Genomic DNA, 20,869 nt, shown 5'->3' on the forward strand with positions numbered 1-20,869 from the left:
TATAAAGCCACATATGTGTGCTTGAACGGGCGTTCCCTTGATGATCGATGCGTCTACATCTGTCTCCTGGAATCGGACACAGTTTCGCGAAAACGAGCCGCAAAGCATCGCGCTCCGCGCACGAACGGCGTGCCGTCACCGAGATCGACGCCAAGCAGAGCAAAGGGGCCGTGGCAAACGGTGGTCACGAGCTTTCCGGTCGTCCAGGCCCGCACGATCGCCTGCTGGACCTCCGCATTGCGCTGGATGTCGACCGTAGGTCCGAGGCCGCCGGGCACTAGAATGGCATCGTAGTCGCCGGCATCCACCTCGGAGAGTTTGCGGCTACGATTGAACCGGCGAAAGGCCTTGCTCTCGAAGAACGCCTTCTTGGCAGGGTCGTTATCGTCAAACGCGCCGTAGGGGCCATCGGTCGGCGGGCGAGGCGAGTTCAATCGCGAAGCCGGCGTCATCCAGCACGTCGAAAGGATGGGCGATCTCTGCAAAGAAGAAGCCGGTCTTGCGACTTTGGGGATCGATTAGCTGCGTTGGTAACGATGAACAGGACATGCTGGGTCATGATCATCTCCCAAACATGTGGCTCGACTTTATTGTCGCGATCCATGCTGTCAGAATGTGACGACCGCCCGACCGACGATCTTATTGTCCCGCATGAGATCGATATATTCGTTGATATCGTTGAAGGAGATCATCTTGATCGTGTGCTGGATCTTGCCCTCTGCCGCGAGTGCCATGACCTCGATGAGATCAGCATTGTTTCCCCAGAAAGAGCCGTGAAAAGTCTGCTCCCCGTGGACGCGTGGGAACAACGGAATGTTGATCCGGTCGCCGATGAAGCCGACATCGACATAATGCCCGCCGATCGCGAGACGTGAGAAGGCGAGCTGCATCATTTCCGTAGCACCCGCGCAGTCGATGATCGCGTCGAACTTGTCCTGGCCGGTCGCCTTCTTAAGCTCCTTTCCCACATCGTCGGAGGACTTGCCTTCGAGCGCGATGATGTGGTCGGCGCCATATTTCTTCGCGACCTGGAGTTTCTCCTCGTTCCTCGCGACGGCGACGACAGGGCCGCCTGCGCCCAGCAGCTTGGCATATTGGACGGCATAAGCGCCAAGGCCACCGATGCCGAATACGCCGATCACCCGGTCGGGTCCGAGCCCGCCGGCATCGCGGATCTTCTTAAGCCCGCGGTACGGAGTTAGCCCGGCGTCCGTCAGTGGTGCAAGCTGCTCGAACTTGAGATGCTTGGCGACCTTGATCGCATAACGCGCCGGTACGGGGATATACTCGGCAAAGCCGCCATAAGGACCAAAGCCTGGCCAGCGGACATTCGGGCAGATGTGCGTGTTGCCGACTTGGCAATGCTTGCAGACGCCATCGCCCCAGCCGGGGGACACAACCACATGGTCGCCTTCCTCAAGCCCTGCGGCCTTGGCCACGACGCCGCCGATCTTATCGACCGTGCCGGTAATCTCATGGCCAGGAATAACGGGGGGCGGAATATCGCCATAGCCCTGAAAAAAGCCATCGATCAGCAGCACGTCCGAACGGCACATGCCGCAGGCGGCGACCTTCACGAGAATCTCGTCGGGCTGAATGTCCGGAACCTTGATGTCCCCGAGGACGAGGGGCCTCTTGTATTCTAGAATGCGCGCAGCTTTCATCACTGGTCCTTCACGATGTTGGATTCGTAGTGATCGCAGCGACCGCCGCTTCGGCGACCGCGATGTCCTGCTCGATCGAACCGGCGCTGGTCCCGACGGCACCGACGATCTGGTCGTCGATCGTGACGGGCAAACCGCCGCCGAAAATCACGACATGACCGCCATTGCTCTGCTCTATCCCGAACAGCGGCCCTCCGGGCTGTGCCAGTTCAGCGAGAAATTCAGTCGTCTTGTTGAACATTCGTGCCGTCTTCGCCTTACCGATGGCAAGATCGATGCTCCCTTCGAGCGCGCCGTCCTGACGCGCGAATGCGATCAGCGCGCCACCTGCATCGACCACGGCGATGTTGTAGGGAATGCCAAGGTTGGCCGCCTTTGCCTCACCCGCCTCAAGCATCTGCTTGGCGTCCGATAATGTCAGTGTGCTGAGCGTGCGGGGCATGCCCTATGTTCCTCGATTAATCCGGATCCAGGCACAAACAATCATGGCCAACAATGACCACCGGAAGCTCAAACCTGCTGAATAAAGTCGGACCTGCGCAAACCCCGCGGGATTTCCTTCACCTGATCGGCCCGCCACCTTGATATCATCGCGGCACCGACATGGTCGGTTAAAAAAGGTGAATTTGCTGGTATAAGGCTATTAGGCTCGGAATAGCCCGAAATTCATTCGGCGGCCTGTCGTCGTCAGAGCGCGCATCTGCGACGCATTGCGCCCTCGCAATTGCCGCCGCGAAGGGGGGATAGTGGAAGGGGCTGATGCGATCGATGCCACGACCTATTGCTTCGGCAACTGCCGTTTCACGCCCGCTCGGCAATCGCTGCTTTGCGGCGATATTCCGATCCGCCTCGGATCGCGCGCCATGGATTTGCTTCACGCGCTTGTGCGCCGGCCAGGCCAGGTCGTCAACAAGAACGAACTCCTTAACGCGGCGTGGCCCAACCTTTTCGTCGAGGAAAGCAACCTCAAGGTCAACATTGCTGCTCTGCGCCGCGCGCTGCAGGCCAACGGCATTGATGTTCCCTGCATAGCGACCGTCCCGGGCCGGGGGTATCGCTTCATTGCGCCGCTGACGGTGCTGGGTCCACGGGAGGCAACGCTTCCCGCGTCGATCAAGGAGATTGACGGGGCGCTTCCGCCGTCAAAGCCGCTGGTCGGACGCGCCGATGCGCTGGCGGGAATTGTCGAGGCGCTGCGCCAAACCCGGCTGCTGACGATCGTCGGCCCTGCCGGCGTCGGCAAGACCAGCATCGCTATCGCAGCCGCAAGAAACATCGGTGACACCGAGGCGCAAGCCGTGTGCTTCGTTGACCTGGCTGCGATCGAGAATGGACAGCTTGTCGTCCTGGCCATCAGCCGCGCGCTCGGCATCGAAAGCCAGCCGATCGATGCGCGGGAAGGTCTCGTTGACGCGTTGCGCGACCAGAACCAGCTTCTGGTCCTCGATAATTGCGAGCACGTCTTAGCGACCGTAGCCGGCATAACCGATCATCTGAACCACGCATTGCACAGGCTGAATATCATCGCGACAAGCCGCGAGCCATTACGATGCAGGTTCGAGACGGTCCATCGGCTTCCCCCTCTGTGTCCGCCCGAGGACGCGTTTCTGGATGCCGGGTCGGCAATGGCCTTTTCGGCGATCGAATTGCTGGTTCGGCGTGCAGAGGCGCATGGCTATCGACTGAAGGACGCGGATGTCCCGGCGCTCGCGAGTTTGAGCCGGCGTCTCGACGGTATTGCGCTGGCGATCGAACTGGCGGCTCCGCAACTCAAGGAAAGCGGTCCCGCAGGGCTGCTGCAAATGCTTGAGCGTGACTTCGAAGCGTTGGCATCACGCGGAAATGGCATGTCCCGACACAAGACGCTGACGGCGACGCTCAGCTGGAGTTACCGGCTGCTTTCGGAGAGCGAGGCGCGGCTACTCCGTCATCTTTCGCTTTTTGGCGGCACCTTTGCGCTCGATGATGCCATCGACGCCTTCGGATATCTGGCGGATGAGCAGGATGTCACCGCGTGGCTGGAAGCCCTCGCGGCCAAATCCATGGTGTCGGTCAACTACACGGGGAGGCGTCGCCGATACCGGTTGCTCGACAGTACACGAGCTTTCGCCAACGAACGGCTGATTGCGCAGGGCGAGCAACAGGTCGCGATGATCGCATATGGCCGCTTCATTCTCGCGTTGTTCGAAAGAGCAGAAAAAGAATGGACGTGGCGGCCGCGCGAAGACTGGATGGCGCTCTATGGCGGCTGGAGCGCGGACCTCCGTCGCATGATCGATTGGGCTTATCGCTCGGAAGGACAGGCCGAACTTGGGGTGCGGCTAACCGTTGCCGCTTTGCCGTTCTGGGTAGAATTCTCGACGATGGTGGAAAGCGGGTCACGGGTCGAAAGCGCGCTGTCCGTGCTGGACGACCTGCCCGGTGATCACCTTCTGCTCCGCATGAAGCTGGTCGCGGCCCATGGTTGGAATCTTTGTTATCGCTATCCTTTCGGTGATGAACTCGAGGTAACTTGGACGAGGGGTTTCAAGCTCGCTTTGGAAGCCGGAAGCGTGGAACACTGTCTTCGAACCAAGATGGGCCTGGCAATGGTGCAGACCGCCATGGGCTTTCATCAAAGGGCGTTTGAGACGATTGCCGATCTCCGCCGCTTCATGGCGTCCGTAGGCGATTATTCCGCGGCTCCCAATGCCGATCGGGAGTTGTTTACGTGCGAATTCTATCAAGGGAACATCAGATCCGGGCATGCGGGTCTCGAGCGTCTGGCTCGTGAGCATGCGACTTTCGGCAATGGCGGTCAGACCTCGAGATTCCAGATCGACAGGTTCGTCAATTTCCGAAATCATCTTTCGTTGTCCACTTGGGTGGTCGGCCAGCATCGGCGTGCACTTGAGATTGCGGAGGAAGCATTGAACGCCGCGCTGACTTTGAACCACGACTTGTCTTGCGCGCATTCGCTTGCAGTCGCGGCCACGCCAATAGCCTTGCTGTGCGGGCGAATTGATTTAGCGCAGGAACGAGCATCGCTGCTGGCCGAGCGCCTGAAGTCCCGCCAGATCGACACCTGGCCGCCATTCGCCCGCTTTCATCAGGCGGCGATTGATGCCGCACGCGGAGACGCGGAGGCGGTTCAACGGTTGAGGGATGCAATAGCCGCCATTCGCGAGTGCAATTTTCTCATCCATTTACCCCTACGGTACGTGATGCTCGCTCACGCGGCGCTTTCGCACGATCAAGTCACGGTTGCTCGCCAGAGTATCGATGAGGGCGTGAACTACAGTCGGCAGCGCGGAGACCGATGGTGCGACGCCGAATTACTGCACCTTCAGGGTCTGGTATGCTGGCGGGATGGAGATGCAAACGGCGCGATGCGGCACCTTCGAGATGCGATAGACCTGGGTCGTGAGAGTGGCGCAATCGGATTTGCTCTGCGCGCGGCAACGAGCCGCGTCAAGCTTGCGAAGGAGATCGGCGATCCTGTATTGGCCCTGGCGGAGCTGAAGGACATCTGCGACCGCTGCGACAGCAGCGGCAGCGCGGATATTGCCGCCGCGCATGATGCGCTCGCGTCAACTCATGCTCAAACGACATGAACAATCCGACCACCGGAGACCTTCAACTTTCTGCCGCGGACGCCACCGAAACCGTCGAAACCGGCCGCACGATCAAGAGCAAAGCTGGCACCACGGAGATAATCCCGACCTCAATGATTGCAAATTGGAGTGCGTTGCCCGCGCCAGACATCGTCACAGAATGAAGTTGCTGCGGTTATAGAGATGCACGAATCCCATTTTTGCCAGGTTGGCGTTCGAAATGTTGGCCTTTTCAGGCGAGGGGACCTCGGTTTCGACCACGAAAGTCGACACGCCACGGACCGTGCCTTCTTGTAAGCGAGCGTGAATCAAGGCTTTCTGCGCACCCCGGTTTCGAAAGCTCGGAACCGTCGTTCCCCCGCCGAGCCAGGCAAAAGATCCTGAAACAAACATTGTTCCAGTTCCAACGGGTGTTTCTCCGTCCAACGCGAAGAAGCACGACCATCCGTCTCTTCCAACGATTGCGGCCCATAGCGCGGTGAGGCTTTCGGGAAAACCAAACCCGGCGCACATCATAGCGCCGAATGCCTCGGCTTCATCGCGCAAAACTTTGCGTGTTTTTACAGGTCCTGCCGGTGGAAGAGACATAGCGTGTGCGTTTCGCCCCAGTTTTGCCCACCCAGGACCATGCGGGACCAATCCTTTCGACTGGATCCAATGTCTCAACTCGTCGGACGCAGTGTCGATGTTGACCTGCAAAAATCGATTCCCCTCCTTTTTGCGCATCCAAGTGTATGCTTCGTCGAGGTTTTCCGGCGCCGTGAGACCGAGGATGCGATTGAGGCCGATGGCAGGCGCGCGTGGAAGTGAGATCGTGCATCCGCCATTGATGGAAACGCACTCGAATCGTTCCTCATCCGGCAATCGCCCATGGGAGGCCTGATGCAGATCAATGAACGCCTTGGCCTCAATGGCATCTTCCATCGTAGGGCAGGGGTGATCAGAAGAACAAGGATTCAAGAGAGTGCTCCTAAGCCAGAAACCTCGCTGGGGCGGGATAAGGGGATCATTCGCTTCAGGACGGGAAATAGCAGCTGCAATTTCCTGCACATGGGTCTCAATCGTCAAATGGCAAGTGTCGAGCAATTGCACCCTATGCCATCGGCAGGTCTCTCTTATATCTGATTTGAGAAAGCCATAAATCTCGTTGCGACCCGCATTGCGCGAGTTTGCGACGATCTCTCCGTACGGCTTGCAAATAGGCTAGTGCGGTGTAAAGTCTAGCTTTTTACGGGTATGTGAGGTCGTAGTGACGAATGACGGCAGTGCTTTGCCGAAGCAAACCGCCTATCAGTTCGGCGATTTCCGGTTGCTGCCCGAGGCCCAAGCCCTCCTGCACAAGGGGAAGCCTGTTCCCCTCGGCGGGCGAGGTTTCGATATACTGACGCTGCTCGTAGCGCGGGCTGGCGAGGTGGTCAGCAAAGCCGATCTGTTCGCGCATGTGTGGCCTGACTACATTGTTCACGACCATAACTTGAAGGTCAATGTCGGCAATCTCCGACGTTCGCTGGCTGAACTCGATCCTGTCACGGAGTACATCACAACCATCACAGGGCGGGGGTACAAGTTCGTCGCCGCCTTGGAAATCGACCGCCCGGCGCCAGCACGGCAAGTCGTTTCAAGCACAAGTCACCATATCGCTGCTCCTCGAGCGCGGCAGCTTCTCGGCCGCGAAGACGCGATCCGACAAATCTCCGAGAAGCTGGATCAACCGGGTTATGTCACCATTGTTGGGCCGGGCGGAGCCGGAAAAACGTCTCTTGCGGTCGCGGTTGCTCAGCAATCCGGTGGGGCAGGCGAGGCCGTTGCCTTTGCGGACCTCTCTACACTCAGCGATCCGCGATTTGTGGTGCCGGCGATCGCGTCCGCTTTCGGTGTCTCCCTCGGATTTGACGATCCTATTGCAGGTGTGATCGAAGTCCTTCGCAGTAACAAGTTAATTCTAGTTGTAGACAATTGTGAGCACGTCATTGCGATGGCGGCAACAGTTGTCGAGCGGATATCAGCGGAACTTCCTGCTGCCCGTATCATTGCAACCAGCCGCGAGCCACTACGGACGCGGCACGAGCAGATCCATTTCCTCACCGGACTCGCTTATCCGGACCAGACGACGGCGCTTTCCACCGGCGACGCGCTGCAGTTTCCCGCGATCCAGCTGTTCATTTCAAAGGCGTGCGGTTCAGGCAACCTCGAGCCTTCCGACGATTATGTCCGAAGCGTCGTTTCGATCTGCACACGCCTGGACGGGTTGGCACTAGCCATCGAACTGGCCGCCGGCACCGCCAGTGCCCTTGCACCCTCGGCGCTCGATGACCTCTTCAAGGATGGCTTCGATACCATGAATCGGGGAGCGAGGGATGCACCCTTGCGCCACCAATCTCTGGAGGCGACCCTCGACTGGAGCTATCGGCTTCTTCCTGACCGCGAGGCTGTATTGCTCGGTCTGCTTTCGGTGTTTTCAGGTCGGTTTAGCACTGACGACGTGGAGGCCATGTATTCTGCCGGCGCGCTCGAGCCTATGACCGGGCGGGATGCACTGTCACAGCTTGTGGCCAAATCGCTTGTTTCGGCGGAGTATGATGGTTCCACTATGTACTATAGGCTTGCCGAAAGCACTGGCACCTATGCCGCGCGACGTCTGTTAGGTTCACTCCATAGGGGGAAGGCAAGACGCCAATTCGCCGTTCGAACAAGGGACAAACTGCAGTTTGCTGAACGGGAATGGTCATCGCAGACGTCTCGTGAATGGCTCGGGAAGTATCGGAGGCAGATCGATGACGTGCGTTCTGCGATCGGCTGGGCGTTCGATCCTGCAGGCGACGCCGCATTGGGTGCCGAACTGGTGGTCGCTGCATTGCCGCTTTGGCAAGAGCTTTCCGCTTTCAGAGAGATGCTGGAGGCCATCGATCTTGCAAGCTCGAACAGCACTGCCCTGGTAGGGCTTGCATCGTCGGGGCGAACAAAGCTGTCGACCGCACGGGCCTGGGCCATGACACTTGCGCGCCATATGCACCCGCAAACCGACGACGCTTGGCGCGAGAGCATTTTTCATGCGAACGGGTCGCGCGATGCCGAGTTTCAGGTACGCGCGGTCTGCGGACAGGCCGTCTTTCTGGCCTATTCTGGCCGGCCGCGTACGGCGCTACGCAGCATGAACGATTTTGCAGCGGCAAAGGGTTTGGACTGGGCGACCGCGCCTGACGGGAAGCGACTGTTGGCGCATATCCAGATCTACGCAGGTGAACTGGATTCGGCATCAGCCCATCTGGAGGCGCTGATGAATGATTGGGGACACGTGAAAGAAGGTTATGGGCTATCCAGGTTCCAGGTCGACTTGCCGGCCGGCATACGCCTATCTCTGGCGCTCGTGTCCTGGTTACGGGGTGATTCTGATCGCGCCTCCGATCTAGCCAGTCTGGCGATCGAACGTGCTGTCGATCTTGACCACATGATTTCCCTTGGCAATGCGATCTCTCTGGCGGGGTTGCCGATTGCTTTCGTGGACGGCAATCTCGAAACCGCTTCGCAGCTTCAGCTGCAGCTGGCCGACGTCAGCCGCCGTGAGAGCGTCGGCATTTACGAGGGGACAGCCACGTTTTTCGCCGGCGCCATCCAGTCGGCTCGAGGTGACAAAGCAGGTTTCACCTTGATGCAGGACAGCATTACTGGATTGCTGCGGGGAAGCTGGCGTGCTCGCGTCCCATTCTACCGCAGCCTGTTGGCTGAGGCCTATATAGCCGCCGGCGAGATGCAACTTGCCGAAAACAGCCTGCGCGCCGTACTTGGCGAAATCGGGATACGTGAGGAACGATGGTGGCATCCTGATCTCTGGCGCGTTGCGGGAATGATTGAGGCCGGAAACGCCCGCCCACACCATGCAGTGCGCTATTTCCAGAAGTCCTTGGATAGTGCCGTTGCCATGGGGGCAGGCGCCGCGACCAGACGCACCCGCCTTGCCATGGCCGCGATGGATGTGCGCTGATCTTGGCGCCTCAATCTTTTGTGCGCACGTCAACTCGCTCGCGAAGCGACGCATTTTCCTGCTCGAGCTGGGTAACCTTGTCGATCAGATATTGTGAGGCCGCGAGAAATTCGGCTTCCGTATATCGTGGCTCGATGTGCTGCGGACAATTCCAGTCGAACGCCTCAAGCTTGAGCTTGAAAATTCGTTCGGCCTTGGCTCGGTAATCACCGTCGGTGATGCTCGCCGTGAACACTGGATCCGCCTCGAGCGCCAGCTTTTCGGTGCGGGCATAAATCTTCAGGCGCGTGCGGGCGGGATAGTCCATCAGGAACAGGCACGTCCGGTCATTTTCCGCGAGATTACCGGTGCTGATATACTGGCGATTGCCACGGTAATCGAGGAAGGCAAGCGTGCGGTCGTCAAGCACTTTGAGAAAGCCTTTAGGCCCGCCGCGGTGCTGGACATAGGGCCAGCCCGTCTCGGAAACCGTGGCCATGTAGAAGCTGTCGCGCTGTGCGATGAATGCGGTTTCCCTTACGGAAAATCGGTCGAATTCGCGGTGTCCCGTGAAGTCGGACCACAGACGATCCGCTCCCATTTCCGCCTGCGCCCTGCGAACTGAAGGAGTGATTGCGATATCCATAAAACCATACGTCATATCAGTGAATCCTCATCGTGTTGTCGGCTCGAAGGGCGTCGGAAGCATACGGTGCTAGATTGCCCCTCTCGCGGCCTGCTGCGCACGTGCAAAGCTTTCGGCCACAGCAGCATAGTTGGGAGCGACGAGTCCATAGAGCTTGCCGAGTTCGGCAGCTTCCGGTCGCGCCCAGGTCCGGTGAAGCTCGGATACCAATGCGTTGGTCGATGTCGGCTTGACACCGCCTTGAACGAAACGGCCAAGGGAAATACGCGATGCCATTTCGCTCGGATCACCCGACGCATCGAGCACCGCATAGACGTCATAGCCAGCGGCGCGCGCGTCGAGCGCCGGGAACATCACGCAGACGCTGGTCCAGACGCCTGCCATGATGAGAGTGTTTCGGCCGGCCGCGCGGACCGTTGCGACGAAATCGTCATTGTCCCATGCGTTCACTTCCCCCTTGCGTGGCACATAGACCGCATGCGGAGCCAGTTCGTGAATTTCGGGTATCAGCGGACCATTGATGCCCGCAGGTTCCGACGCCGTGGTGATGACAGGGATGCTCAGGAGCGTGGCGAGCCTAGAGATCACCTCTACATTCCGGCGCAGGTCGGAGACGCATATGTCCTTGACTGTCTGAAAAAGTCCCAATTGCTGATCGAGCAGCAGGATCAGGGTGTCGGAGGGATCGATCAGGGCCGCGCCGCCACCCGTCGGAAGCACGCTTGGCTTGGATTTGCTATTATACATGATCATTATCCTTCTTTGGGATTGAGCTGCTGGGTCAGGTTTCGGGCGCGATCTCGCGATGCTGATAAAAATCCCGGAAGAGCGGATCATCGTTGAGCGCCTGGAAGCGGCTGACTAATACGGCAGAAACTGCGCCGACGACGTGACGGCGGATGCCGCGGGGGCCGGTGGCCCCGCGCTATGAATTAGCTAGGGATCAGTTGCAAACCTTGCGGTCCAGGAAGTCGCGGATGAGCGGCGCCATCACGTCGAGCTTGTCCTCAAGAGCGAAATGGCCGCTGTCGAGTATGTGCATCTCGGCGTTCGGAAGATCGCGAAGATAGGGATGCGCGCCGGACTCGGGGAAGATCTTGTCGTTCTTGCCCCACACGATCAGCGTCGGCGGCTGATGATCGCGGAAGAAGGCCTGGAACTGGGGATAAAGCGGTACGTTGCTGCCGTAATCGCCCAGGAGATCGAGTTGGATATCCTTGTTGCCAGGTCGATCGAGCAGGGCCTGATCGATGACCCAGTTGTCGGGGCTGATATGTGCCACATCGCCCATACCGTCGGTATACTGGAACTTTGTCGTTTCGAGCGTAACCAGGCCGGCGAGTGCTTCCCGACGTTCCGGCGTCTTTTCGGCCCAGTAGGCCTTGATCGGGTCCCAGAATGCGGCGAGGCCTTCGGTATAGGCATTGCCGTTCTGCACGATCAGGGTTTCGACCCGCTCCGGATGTTTCAGCGCCAGGCGGTATCCGATCGGTGCGCCGTAATCCATGACGTACATGCTGTATCGATCGGCTCCGACCTTTTCGGTCAGCTTGTCGACGATGTTGGTCAGGTTCGCGAATGTGTAGGAAAACTTGGTGTGATCGGGTGCGTCACTCTGGCCATAACCGGGATAGTCCGGTGCGATCACGTGGTAACGGTCCGCGAGCAGTGGAATGAGGTTGCGGAACATATGTGACGAGGTGGGAAATCCGTGCAGGAGAAGGAGGACCGGTGCGTCCTTCGGGCCGGCTTCACGGTAGAAGACCTTCACACCGTCGATGATCGTGTTTTTGTACTGAATGAGGGGAACAGCCTTTGCGGCGATGACAGCGTCGTTCGGCACGCAGCGGGCTTCGGCAGCTACGGGAGAGATGGCCATAAGAAGTGCGACAGTAATGAGAAGATGTTTTTTCATGATGCTTTCCCTCTTCAAGAATGGGTGCCGATCCACATCAGCGCCTCTGGAAAAGGACTAGCATTGCCGGTCGTCGGACCTGGGATAAAAAAAGGTAAAAAGTTGGACGGTGCGCCATGGCTGACCCGTGTCAAAGCGCTGGAAGCGATTGCTCGTCTATCCTTCGTCTTGAGGGCGGATTGCGTGCATCGAAGCCGGTGACCGATGGTTTGAGGAGGAGATCCCGGAAGGGTTTCTGCCGATCGCGGTTTTTGCGCATCGTCCGAGATCGCCTTGCGTTTTGTTCGGCCCCCGCACGGACGATGAGTTCGTTACACTCTTTGAGGATGAGAACGAGGCCTTACCATCGAAGGAAAACCACCATGGCTGAATTCGCGTTGAACCCGGCCGCGTTCGGATCCTCACGCGGGGAGGGCGCGATAGGACCGATCGGTTTCCGATGATCGGCAAGGAGGCTGCGAACGTCGGAGATCGCCATTTCGTTGCCGCCCGCTCGTAGGCTTCATCAATCTCGGAGCTTATATTAGACGCCGAGTTGTCTGTTGGGAACATTTGGGGAGCTTCGGAGTAATTTATTCAAGCGAGACATCTTTTAATCCGGACAAACGCTGAAACAGAACGATTCTGCCCAGCGCGGAATTGGAACCATTGAAAACTGTCCCTCAATTTGACGGAGAGTGCCGTGGCAAAGACTGCAAGAATTCCTGACGTCGTTCCCCATGATGATCATGTCCTCACGGCAAAAGAAGCGCTTGAGATTTCTTTTCTCAAACTGGAGCAGGAGGTAGAAGTCCGCCTCGTCGCCGCGGCTCTACGTGCTGGATGGTCGGCAGACGAGGCATTGGATGCCATCGATCAGCTGCGGGCCGAAGAAAGCGGACATTGAAACCGACGAATGAGGGAAGCGGACGAACGAGGCACGGCCGTCGCGATCGACGTTTAAATCACGTCACCGTGTGACGAAAAATGGGAGCTACTATCGCCGCGCACCATTCTCGTTCTGCTCGGTGCAGCAAATGTGTCCGGCGCGCTTGGATATTTCTCGCGTATGGAAATCTCGGTTCAAAGGGGAGCTTCCCCATGCGGAAGCTCCCTTCCAGTGTTTAATCGCGATGCTCGGGCATTGCCTTCAGCTGATCCTTGGTCCAGGAAGTCACGCCATGGATCTCGCCGCTTTCGTCGCGCATGAAATCGAGATCGGTCCCTCGAACGGACACCGGCTTTGCACCGATACCAAGGAAACCGCCAACGTCGATCACGACGCTGCTGCCGACGCCGGCTCCATGTACGTGGTCAACCGTACCAACCTTGTGGTCATCGGCATCATAGATCGATGCGCCTTCCAGATTGGCTTGTGTGAGTTCTTCTTCGGTCAGTCGTATGTGGTTGCTATGATCCATGACCTATTCCTCCATTGATTTCGGGCGTAATGTCGAGCGATGTGATTGGCGTTTGCGTTCCTGTGCCTTGGTGGACTTGGATTAATCGCCACCGGGCTTGGCCTTTCCTCTTTCGCTCATCATAAGAACGAACGGCCATGCGAAAGCTTTGTTCCGGGCCGCAATTTCGGGGGGATCAATCCCCCACGCGCTGAAGGGCTACAATGAGCAGGTCGTCAGACAATATATCCGTAATCAGGAAAAGGCCGACAAAGCTTCCGACTTTGCCGACCTCTTCAATCGTAGCTACTAAGCGCTAACAATACCGCTTCTAGCAGTTCAAGCGCAGCGTTTCAAACCTCCACCTCTGGTGGAGGTCATGACTAGGTTGAGCTGCGTGGTAGGGCCTGTTCAGCCTGCCCGTCGCATCTGATGGCCTATTCTATGTAGTTCGCTTGCAGAGCTGTTGGTGCGGAAGCCTCGGATAAGATCCAGCAGGTCGCCAGTATCGTTGGCGAGAACTTCTGCCGAAGCGGTGGTTTCTTCCGCCATGGCGGCGTTCTGCTGGGTGGCGGTGTCGAGCTGGTTGAGCGCAGAGGAAATCGAGCGCAGGGTCGAATCCTGCTCCTGAGCGCTGTGCGCGATTTTCGAGACGATATCGTCGGCGGCGGTGATCTGGCTGGAAATCCGCTTCAATGCCTCGCCGGTCTTACCGACCATTTGCACGCCCTGTTCAACCTGCCCGGTGGAGCGGGCGATCTGCTCCTTAATTTCCTTGGCGGCCGCGGCAGAGCGTTGAGCAAGTTCGCGCACCTCCTGGGCGACGACCGCAAAGCCCTTGCCGCTGTCGCCGGCGCGCGCCGCTTCCACGCCCGCATTGAGGGCCAGCAGGTTGGTCTGGAAGGCGATCTCGTCGATGACGCCAATGATCTTGGTGATCTCGGTGGCCGATTGCTCGATACCGCTCATGGCGGCGATCGCCTGCTCGACAATACCGTCACTCTGGCGCGCTTCCTGACTGACGGATGCCACGCGGCTTGCAGCTTCCCTGGCACCTTCCGCCGTCTGGCGAACCGCCACCGTCAGCTCATCGAGAGCTGCCGAGGTCTCCTCCAGATTGGCGGCCTGACGCTCGGTGCGTTGCGCAAGCTCGTTGGAAGCGCGACGGATCTCTTCCTTGGAAACACTGATGTCGGTGCCTTTCAGGTTGACGCGGCTCATGGCCTGTTCGAGGCGGGAAAGGGCGTCGTTGAAGTTGTGGCGCAGGCCCTCGTACTTTGGACCCAGATCGGCGCAGCGAACCGTGAGGTCGCCGACAGAGAGCTGCTCGAGCGAGGCGCCGATGGTGGCGACCACATGCGCTTGCTCTTCGGCTTCCTTGCGCTGAGCATCAAGATTGCGCTGGCGCTCGGCGTCCAGTTCGCGCTGCTGCTCTTCCTGCCGTGCCAGCATAGTGTGGCGCTCGCGCACTTTCTCCTGCAGAGCCTTGGTCGCACGCGCCATCTTGCCCACTTCGTTGCCCATGTCGGTGTGGGGAATGTCCAAGGTGACGTCTTCATCGGCCACGGCATTCAGCGCATCGTGGATGGCATTGAGCGGACGCGAAATACCTCGGATGATGAAATAGGCCGCGGCAATCGCCAGCAGGAACGCAAGCGCGGAGCCACCGACTATCTTGATGGTCGAATTGCGAATATCTTCTTTCAGATCGTCCGTATAAAGCCCGGTAATGATGACGATCTGCCAAGGTTCGAAGACCTTGGCATAACTTGCTTTGGAGTAGCTTCGGTCATTCGGGTCCTTGCCCGGCTTCGGGCCGATGAACTCGACATAGCCGCCGCCGGCCCGGCCCAGCCGAACGAGTTCGTCGCGATAGGCAAAGCCGTTGGCGTCCTTCACGCCTTTGTTGCTTTGGCCGACACTCGGCGAGGTCGGATGAAAGACCAGCACGACATTGTAGTCGTATCCGTAGAAATATCCGTCCGGCTCGAAGGTCATCTTGTTGAGCTGGCCATAAGCCTGCTTCTTGGCTTCATCAAGCGACAATTGGCCTTTCTCGACCCGGCTTTGATAGTCCTTCAATACGGAGATAGCCGTTTCCACTTGCGTGCGCAGCATTTCATAGCGCTCATGGTAGATGGCCGTCGTTGAGGACCGAATCTGGAGAAATGTCAGGCCTGCGAAAGTCGTTATCATGGCTCCAACCAGCAAAAACAGCTGGAGCGAGATTTTCATGTTCTTCATCGATACCCACCGCGCTGAGTTGCTGTCGTGCCCGTCGCGAAGACTGGCGTCACATCGGCAACAATTCCTGCGCTTCCTGCGCATCACCGAACGCTACATGCATCCCAGATGCTAAGATTAGATTCTAAATTTAAACAAAAAAATAACTTGCTTAGATGAACTCACGGTAGAAAAACGGGGTTTTCGTTTTTGAACGGTTGATGGGTAGATTGAGCCGGCCGGCTGAACGGCGGCGGATTTCGTGGCAAAGGCACGTCCGAATTTCTCAACCCATGACCGGATCGTCTGATGCGAAACGATGATCCCGCATGCCGCCATCATGCCCTCAACCATCCGCAGGCTCAGAGGGAATCGGAAAGAGAGCCAGACGGCGTGGACGATAATTTCGGCGGGAAAGCAGTGGCTACGATAGAGCAGAGTACGGTTCGTTATGACCCGTCAGCGCATATCGATGTCCGAGTTTCGTTAAGTTGATGTGGTGGATGGCGCCCTCCGACGGCATCAAGAGAGGAGCCACCCACCATGGACGATATTACGACAATCGGGCTTGATATCGAGTGTTAAATCCGGCTTGTATCGGCTCCAACGAAAATTTCCAATTTGCGTGCTTCCGAAGAGGCGGCGATGGCTATGGTGAGAGGACCATCCACCCGCTCGGAAGGGATTGCGATGCGATCGAGATATATGCCCATGACGTCATCTGCATCGAGCGCAGGAAAGATAAGGACACCGCCTGGGTCAACCGGCGAAATCGTCATACGAACGTGACCCGGCGCGATCGATAGGCCGGAAAGTCGAAGGGGGAGGCTGGTCTCGAGAAAAAGCTTGCCGTTTATCGAGAGCAATAGGCGGCCGTCTGCAATCCGAACGCTCATCGGTCCCGCCGGAGAGACGATCGTGCCCAAGTTTGCATCTCGCTGTCGGTTGCTGATCGCCCAACCATCCCAAGGGTCGACATCGACGACATCGGACATCGCCATGAGCGGCAACAGGCCTGCCCAGATATAGAAGGGATCGGTATCCCCCTGATCCATCGCCTCGCCGGTCTGCGAATTGTAGTTCTCGGCCGCGATCCGCTTCCCTTCCCAGGACTTGAGGAAAAGCTCCTGTGACTGTGCTCTTAGCCTCTGCGCTTGCGGTTCAAGGCCGTAGCGCTTCAGGCCAAGCCAGACGAGATAGTTGACATTCGGCCAGATGCGGCCGCGCCAATAGACATTTTCTGCGTAAGCCGGATCGTTGCGGGTGGCGTTCGGAAGACCGAACTCACCGGCAAAGAGGCTGTCGTCCTGAAGATGAACCATCAGGTGGCGGGCCTGTTCGTCGCTCGCGGCGCCACAGAGCAGCGGATAGAAGCTGGTGGGCGAGAGCGACTTGACGAAGGCGCCGGAACGCTGGCGGTTGGCGAAGATCTTGCGCTTGTCGTCCCAGAGTTCTTCACTGATCCGCTGGCGCAGCCCGGCGGCGATAGCCTCGAACTCTTCGACTTCGACAGTCTTGCCGAGAACGGCGGCGAGCTTGGCGAGCATTTCGGCATCGAGTGCGACGACGCAGTTCAGGCCGAGATCAAAGGTTGAGAGGGAGCGCGTATTCGGGTCGTAGACCGCTTCATCATGGGTGGCCGAATTGTCCATGCCGGTTTCGTTGCGGGCTCCGAAGGCGGTGCCCTTGTAGAGTGACTCACCGACATCGGATGTGCCGCAGGAAATCATCCCGCGGCGATCCGGATCACGGTTATCCCACCACCAACGATGAGCGCGGGCGACGACGTCGTAGCTCGCCTCGACGATCGAGCGCTCGCCGCTGCGTTGATAGAGATCCCAGAGAACGAGCGAGCCCAGCGGCGGCTGCGTGCGGTCGACCCATGCGTCATTCGATGTGACGATGCAGGCGACGTTGCCCTGCGGCGTCACGCCGGCAAAGGCGGCCGCGAGGTTTTCGCGGGCGATGTCCATGTCGAACAGGCCGGAGAGAAGCGCGGCATAGGTCTGGTCATTGTACCAGACGGCGAACTTGCCGAGGTTCCAGATGCGGGTGACGGCGGTGTAGGGCCGGTTGTTGGTCTCGTCCCAGATCGTGTTCCAGCCGACGATATCGCGAACCGCAGCGAGGAAGCTGTCTGTCTGATCGGCCGCGGGCGCTGCCTTCCTGGCAAGGGCGGCCCGTGCCTTCTCGATGGCAAGATCGGCGCGGTCGGCGACGGCCGCCGCATAGCTGCCGTCGCGCATCATTTCGAGGTTGAAACGCAGTCCGATGACGGGCGCCGCATTGCTGCGGCTGGCGAGATAGAAATAGCCGTTCGCCTCGAAATCCTGCCTCAGATCGGCAATGCTGTCATGGCCGGTCACCTGCACCGGACTTTCGGCGCTGACCACGGCCACGAAGCGCTGGCCGATCTTGATGAGGGCGGCGCCCGCTGCCGCGTCGTAGGTGACCGTGGCGCCGTCGGCGGAGATCGCCAGCGTCACCCAGAAGCGGAGCCCCCACTCAGCGGAGGCCTGTGCCCTCCAGCCGCCGGTAACCACGAAGGGATCAGGCTTGCTCCAGTGAAAGGAGAGGGTGGTGCCGGTATGCTCGGTCTCAAGCGAGACTTCCGAACCATCGAGCTCGTGCCGCCCGAGGCGAACCGTGTCGTGACGGGGCTCGATCGCGGAGGTCGTCCGGCTACGGCTTGAATAGAGCACCGGCGTCAGGCGCACGCCGAGCGGCAGGAAGACCATCTCGGCCGGCCGGTCGCTCCAGGTATTCCAGGCGCGATTGAGGGGAATGGTCGTGTGCTGAGGCATGTCTTACAGTCCTGAAAAGAAAAGGATGGGAGGCGCGCCGAGCCCTGCGGGATCGTCCTTGCCGCCCTTGAACGGCGTACTGGCATAATAGGCATTTGCCGCCGTGGAGGAGACCGAAATTTCCAGACGATGATCGCCCGGCTCAAGTGGCCCCAGATCGAAGCGGTAGGGGCGCCAGCCGCGTCTTCCCGCCGGGCGGCCATCGATGCTGACGCTGGCGGCGGTATGGACGATGGGCAGCTGCAGCTGGTAGCGCCCGGCATCGCCTGTGGTAATCGTCCGCACATAGATTGCCGTGCCTGACACTGCGTCAAACCCCTGCGCATCCCAGCCGCGATCGACGCGGATATCGATCGGTTCGGAATTTCCCTCGAAGCGCAGCTTCCACTGCTCTGCAAGGGCAACGCCGGCCCGCTCCGTGCGATTGGGTGCCTGCGGCGAGAGGACTAGCTTGCTTGCGGGCTCCTGGCTCGGGACAAGCCGCAAGCAGAGTAGTTCATGGGGTTCAAGGCTGATCGACAGATCAGATGATGTGCCGTGACGTGTTTCCGTGGCGGTGGCGCAATCCCATGATGCGATGTCAAAGCACGTATTCAGCGCGAAGTCTTCCGTTGTGGGCGCGACGCTGTCGTTGAACAGCGCCAGTCGCCAGCCCGCCGTATCCTCGCCGATCCAGCGCCAGAACGTCGGCGCGGGATCCGTCAGCAGGATCGGTCCGCGCGGGGCGAAGGCCGATAGAAGCGCCTCGACGTCATTGCTGGTGGGCAGTCGGGCGAGGCTCCTTGACGAAGGATTGTCGATTGAACATTCGCCGTCAAGCGGCACGAAATGGTCGCTGCCACCGGATGACCAAACGATACCTCCCGCAACGGTGAAACGTTCGAGAACGTGGATGGCCTCCAGGCCGCCAATCGTCGTGATGGCAGGCAAGATGACGGCATCGAAGGTCTGGCCGCTGATCGTGATCAGCGAACCGTCGATCGCGGCCTTACCAACAGCTTCCTCGGAAACGAAGAGGAAATCGATGCGCTTTTCCAGAAGCGCTCTGCACCAGGCGCCGACATGATCCGCATGCTCATGTCTTGGACCTTCCGCCAGCGCAGTGTGGAGCGGATAGAAAATAGCAACGCGCGTCAGCGGGCGCGCGGGCTCGATGAAGGCTGAGAGCCTTGCGGTCTCGTCGGCGAGTAGGTCGTGGAACGACCACCAAGGCTCGAAATTGATGCCGGGCGCAAAGTCGAAACGCGGATTGACGAAAGGGCGCGGCTCGGCGGTTCCGGCCGACAAGTAGAGCCCGTGCCAGATCGACTGGCGCATGCCCATGAAATGCATGCGGATCAGGTGCGCACGCAGGGTTTCGAGCGTCAGCTCCCATTGGCCGGCGGCTCGAAGCGTGGTGCGTTCGGCGGTCGCGTAGGTCTCCAACATGCAGCGGCCGCGCCCGTTTGCGCGCGCAACCGAATCCGCGAGTTTCGGCGAAAGCTGCGGTATGAAATTGTTGGCGTCCGCCGCCGTCAGATGGCGGTAAGCGTCGATGCCGAAAAAATCGACGGCTGGCGCGATGCGCGGGTCGATGCCCTTGAAGGTGCCGTTGAGATCGAAACTGCCGACATGCGGCAGGATTTCGTGGCCGGTCAGCAGCAGGTGCTTTTTCTCCGCCCAGGCGCGCAACGTGCCGAAGAAGGCTTCGTTCATCTGCTGCGACAGGGCCGCATAGGCCTTGGCGCGGATGACCGCTGTCTCCGGGCCGATATCGCCCACCAGCGAAAGCAGTGAAATGGCAAGCGGCCGGCCGGTATGATTGGCGAGCGAGCTGGCAAAGGCAGCCGAAAATGGCAGGCTGTTTTCCAGATTTCCGCTCTTCTGTTTCCAGCTGTAAAAGCCAGCAGCCGGTTGGTCGTAGAAAATCTGATCGACTGGATCGGGCAGGAGACCGTCGAGCGCCGATATCAATGGTTCCACACCATGGGTGATGAAGGCCTCGGCGGCCTCGGGCAGCAGATAATTGATGATGCGCGAGGTGCGGCTGCGGGCGCTGACGAAGACCGTAACCTTGAAACCGGCTGGGACGTCACCTGAGATCCGGAATGCGCAATCGTCGTCACTGGTGCCGGTAATCTCAACGGAACCGGAAAATACCAAGGCTTCGCCCGTGGATGCGACAGCCTCCGAGGGGTGGAGGGCAACAGCCTCGATCTGCCAGTCACACCAGGCGGGACGCCCCTCGTCATATTGCCAATCGAGAATGTCCTGGCCCATTCCCGCTGTCCAGGACGTGACGATGCCGCTGATCTCACCGGTCGCACCTGGCGTCTCGCACCAGAACAGATGCCGTTCGCGAAGCTCGTCACGGCCTTGCACGGTGCGTCCGGCCGCCTGGCCGCTGATCCAGTTATAGTCGTCATAGATGCCGACGCGCAGACCAAGTTCGCTTGCTACCTCCACCGCATCTCGGTAAGCGGCGACGAACGCTCTGGAGAGGTAATCCTCCCTCGGCATTGCCAGTCTGGCCTGAATGTAGATCCGGCCGAAACCCTTGGCGACGAAGTCCGCAAGCTGTTCCCGTGTCACCGCGCCGGAGGGGATCGAATGCCAAAACCAGTAGGCGGCCGGGCGGAATTCCGGGCCGGGCGACTGGAAGCTCTGATCGGTCGATATGTCCTGGCGTGGCGGCATCGGTATTC

Annotated in this window: 15 protein-coding genes and 4 pseudogenes; 6 read left to right on the plus strand and 13 right to left on the minus strand. The window is 59.2% G+C overall.

Annotated elements, in window-relative coordinates; translation table 11 throughout:
• Positions 1 to 107: 107 nt before the first annotated feature.
• The 3 genes and pseudogenes from PH552_RS02060 to PH552_RS02070 all read right to left on the minus strand — a co-directional run.
• Positions 108 to 559: pseudogene (locus tag PH552_RS02060) on the minus strand (DJ-1/PfpI family protein); the annotation flags it as partial.
• 49 nt (positions 560 to 608) lie between these two features.
• Positions 609 to 1,664, minus strand: a complete 1,056-nt coding sequence (locus tag PH552_RS02065) for an NAD(P)-dependent alcohol dehydrogenase (protein WP_112342092.1) — start codon at positions 1,662 to 1,664, stop codon at positions 609 to 611.
• A 10-nt stretch (positions 1,665 to 1,674) separates the two neighbouring features.
• Positions 1,675 to 2,106, minus strand: a complete 432-nt coding sequence (locus PH552_RS02070; RefSeq protein WP_112342091.1) for a GlcG/HbpS family heme-binding protein — start codon at positions 2,104 to 2,106, stop codon at positions 1,675 to 1,677.
• Between the two features lie 304 nt (positions 2,107 to 2,410).
• On the opposite strand from PH552_RS02070, the pseudogene PH552_RS02075 reads away from it, so the two are divergent.
• Positions 2,411 to 2,713: pseudogene (locus tag PH552_RS02075) on the plus strand (winged helix-turn-helix domain-containing protein); the annotation flags it as partial.
• Between the two features lie 93 nt (positions 2,714 to 2,806).
• Here PH552_RS02075 and PH552_RS02080 read toward each other — a convergent pair.
• Complete coding sequence (locus PH552_RS02080; RefSeq protein ID WP_285165739.1) at positions 2,807 to 3,124, minus strand: hypothetical protein; 318 nt, start codon at positions 3,122 to 3,124, stop codon at positions 2,807 to 2,809.
• A 165-nt stretch (positions 3,125 to 3,289) separates the two neighbouring features.
• Between PH552_RS02080 and PH552_RS02085 the strand changes: the two genes are divergently transcribed.
• Both PH552_RS02085 and PH552_RS02090 read left to right on the plus strand, forming a co-directional pair.
• A complete protein-coding gene (locus PH552_RS02085; protein ID WP_285165740.1) occupies positions 3,290 to 5,257 on the plus strand; it encodes an ATP-binding protein in 1,968 nt (655 codons plus the stop codon).
• Complete coding sequence (locus PH552_RS02090; RefSeq protein ID WP_181592334.1) at positions 5,254 to 5,421, plus strand: hypothetical protein; 168 nt, start codon at positions 5,254 to 5,256, stop codon at positions 5,419 to 5,421. Before PH552_RS02085 ends, PH552_RS02090 begins: the two co-directional genes overlap by 4 nt.
• On the opposite strand, the gene PH552_RS02095 is transcribed toward PH552_RS02090, so the two are convergent.
• Entirely contained in the window at positions 5,411 to 6,217 is an 807-nt protein-coding gene (locus PH552_RS02095; protein ID WP_183764666.1) for a GNAT family protein, read from the minus strand. The two genes, PH552_RS02090 and PH552_RS02095, sit on opposite strands and share 11 nt — an antisense overlap.
• Before the next feature lie 289 nt (positions 6,218 to 6,506).
• Between PH552_RS02095 and PH552_RS02100 the strand changes: the two genes are divergently transcribed.
• Positions 6,507 to 9,239, plus strand: a complete 2,733-nt coding sequence (locus PH552_RS02100) for an ATP-binding protein (RefSeq protein ID WP_285165431.1) — start codon at positions 6,507 to 6,509, stop codon at positions 9,237 to 9,239.
• Positions 9,240 to 9,249: 10 nt separating this feature from the next.
• On the opposite strand, the gene PH552_RS02105 is transcribed toward PH552_RS02100, so the two are convergent.
• The 3 genes from PH552_RS02105 to PH552_RS02115 form a co-directional block, all read right to left on the minus strand.
• Complete coding sequence (locus tag PH552_RS02105) at positions 9,250 to 9,879, minus strand: pyridoxamine 5'-phosphate oxidase family protein (RefSeq protein WP_183764628.1); 630 nt, start codon at positions 9,877 to 9,879, stop codon at positions 9,250 to 9,252.
• A gap of 54 nt (positions 9,880 to 9,933) precedes the next feature.
• Positions 9,934 to 10,611 carry an isochorismatase family protein gene (locus tag PH552_RS02110; RefSeq protein WP_112342086.1) on the minus strand — a complete coding sequence of 226 codons (678 nt, stop codon included), beginning with the start codon at positions 10,609 to 10,611 and terminating at the stop codon, positions 9,934 to 9,936.
• Positions 10,612 to 10,807: 196 nt separating this feature from the next.
• Complete coding sequence (locus PH552_RS02115; protein WP_183764625.1) at positions 10,808 to 11,779, minus strand: alpha/beta fold hydrolase; 972 nt, start codon at positions 11,777 to 11,779, stop codon at positions 10,808 to 10,810.
• A gap of 682 nt (positions 11,780 to 12,461) precedes the next feature.
• Here PH552_RS02115 and PH552_RS02120 point away from each other — a divergent pair.
• Positions 12,462 to 12,665, plus strand: a complete 204-nt coding sequence (locus PH552_RS02120; protein WP_112342084.1) for a hypothetical protein — start codon at positions 12,462 to 12,464, stop codon at positions 12,663 to 12,665.
• A gap of 217 nt (positions 12,666 to 12,882) precedes the next feature.
• Here PH552_RS02120 and PH552_RS02125 read toward each other — a convergent pair whose 3' ends face one another.
• A complete protein-coding gene (locus PH552_RS02125; protein ID WP_112342083.1) occupies positions 12,883 to 13,179 on the minus strand; it encodes a PRC-barrel domain-containing protein in 297 nt (98 codons plus the stop codon).
• Positions 13,180 to 13,375: 196 nt separating this feature from the next.
• Between PH552_RS02125 and PH552_RS33805 the strand changes: the two are divergent.
• Positions 13,376 to 13,471: pseudogene (locus tag PH552_RS33805) on the plus strand (IS200/IS605 family transposase); the annotation flags it as partial.
• 98 nt (positions 13,472 to 13,569) lie between these two features.
• Here PH552_RS33805 and PH552_RS02130 read toward each other — a convergent pair.
• The 4 genes and pseudogenes from PH552_RS02130 to PH552_RS02145 all read right to left on the minus strand — a co-directional run bounded on the left by PH552_RS02130 (position 13,570) and on the right by PH552_RS02145 (position 20,861).
• Positions 13,570 to 15,402: a methyl-accepting chemotaxis protein gene (locus PH552_RS02130; RefSeq protein WP_183764622.1), complete on the minus strand. Its 1,833-nt coding sequence runs from the start codon at positions 15,400 to 15,402 to the stop codon at positions 13,570 to 13,572.
• Positions 15,403 to 15,657: 255 nt separating this feature from the next.
• Positions 15,658 to 15,834, minus strand: a pseudogene (locus PH552_RS02135) (IS6 family transposase); the annotation flags it as partial.
• A 128-nt stretch (positions 15,835 to 15,962) separates the two neighbouring features.
• A complete protein-coding gene (locus PH552_RS02140; protein WP_285165432.1) occupies positions 15,963 to 18,185 on the minus strand; it encodes an MGH1-like glycoside hydrolase domain-containing protein in 2,223 nt (740 codons plus the stop codon).
• A 3-nt stretch (positions 18,186 to 18,188) separates the two neighbouring features.
• Positions 18,189 to 20,861, minus strand: a complete 2,673-nt coding sequence (locus PH552_RS02145) for a carbohydrate-binding protein (protein ID WP_183764616.1) — start codon at positions 20,859 to 20,861, stop codon at positions 18,189 to 18,191.
• Positions 20,862 to 20,869 lie beyond the last annotated feature (8 nt).

Origin of the sequence: Rhizobium aureum (assembly GCF_030182495.1) — a bacterium.
Lineage (GTDB): Bacteria > Pseudomonadota > Alphaproteobacteria > Rhizobiales > Rhizobiaceae > Rhizobium > Rhizobium tropici_C.